1 protein-coding gene is annotated in these 1,762 nt (G+C 65.2%); it reads left to right on the top strand.

The genetic code is table 11. The features are described from left to right. Window positions 1-55: 55 nt before the first annotated feature. On the top strand, window positions 56-1,762 hold a 1,707-nt coding region (locus AC1DXX_RS33310; protein WP_478138468.1), incomplete at its 3' end, for an ATP-binding cassette domain-containing protein.

Below are 1,762 nucleotides of genomic sequence, written 5' to 3'. Positions count from 1 at the left end.
AGGCGCGAAGCGCTGCCCCGGGCGGATAAGAGGCTCCTCCGATAATCCGTGCCACATGGCACTCATCACACTCCTCGACGCCCAACTCGCGTTCGGTCACGTCCCGCTGCTCGATCATGCGGACTTCTCTCTTCTTGAATCCGAACGCATCGGTCTGATCGGCCGCAATGGTGCGGGCAAGTCTTCGCTCCTCAAGATACTGGGGGGCCTGGAGAAGACAGACGACGGCACCCTGCAACTCCAACAGAACCTGCGCGTGGCCTATGTTGCGCAGGAACCCATGCTCGATATGGATGCGGATGTATTCACCGCAGCCAGTGAAGGACTGGGAAGCGTCATCGCCGTGCGGGACCTCTATCTCTCCGGTGCGGAGGGACTGGACCTGGACGCGCTCCAGTCCCAGATCGAAGCCTTCGACGCCTGGAACTGGGAGCAGCGCGTCGAAGAGACGCTGCATCGCCTCCACCTGGACCGCAACGCCCGTGTCGGCTCCCTCTCTGGCGGTACCCGCAAGCGGGTCGCCCTGGCCCAGGCCCTGGTGGCCGCTCCGGATGTCCTCCTGTTGGACGAGCCCACCAACCACCTGGACCTGGACTCGATCGAATGGCTCGAACAACTGCTGATCGACTTCAAGGGCAGCGTCGTCACCATCACCCATGACCGCAGCTTCCTGAACCGCGTCGCCACCCGCATCGTGGAGCTGGACCGGGGCAAGCTGGGCTCCTACCCCGGCAACTTCGAGCAGTATCTATTACAGAAGGAAGAGCAACTCGCCCAGGAGGCCGTCATCAGCGCCAAGGCCGACAAGCTCCTGGCCCAGGAAGAAATCTGGATCCGCAAGGGCGTGGAAGCCCGTCGCACCCGCAGCCAGAGCCGCATCACCCGCCTGCAGGAACTGCGCGCCAGCCGCGTCGCCCGCCGCGAGGTGCAAGGCAGCGTCAACATGGACGTGGCCTCGGGCCAGTCCAGCGGCAAGATCGTGGCCGAGCTCACCTCGGCGACCAAGTCCTTCGGCGAGAAGACCGTCATCCGCAACTTCACCGGCACCATCCTGCGTGGCGACAAGGTCGGCCTGCTGGGCCCCAATGGCGCCGGCAAGACCACGCTGCTGAAGCTGATCCTGGGCGAGCTCGAGCCCGACAGCGGAAAAATCCGCCGTGGCACCAACCTGCAGGTGGCGTACTTCGACCAGATGCGCGACAAGCTCGACCTCGATGCCACGCTGGAAGACTTCATCAGCCCCGGCAGCGAGTGGATCGAGATCGGCAGCCAGCGCAAACACGTGAAGAGCTACCTTTCCGACTTCCTCTTCTCCCCCGCGCGCGCCAACTCCCCCGTGCGGTCGCTCAGCGGCGGCGAACGCAACCGCCTGCTGCTGGCCCGCCTGTTCGCCCGCCCCGCCAATGTACTGGTGCTCGACGAGCCGACCAACGACCTCGACATCGACACGCTGGAACTGCTCGAAAACCTGCTGCAGGACTACGACGGCACGGTGTTCCTGGTCAGCCACGACCGGACCTTTCTCGACAACGTGGTGACCAGCACCATCGCCTTCGAGGGCGACGGCCACTGGCGCGAATACGAAGGCAGCGTGCAGGACTGGTTGATCCAGTCGAAGCGCGCGCGCGAAATCGCCGAGCAACGCCTGGCCGCCTCCCCCGCACAGGCTCCCGCCCCTGCGCCGGCACCGGAACCGGCCGCCCCCCGCACAACGCCCCGCAAGAAGCTCTCCTATAAAGAGCAGCGCGAGCTGGACGCCCTG

The organism is Variovorax sp. P4_B10, assembly GCF_056402375.1.
The sequence above is the reverse complement of the archived record's forward strand: the minus strand, read 5'-3'. Positions and strand labels throughout refer to the sequence as shown.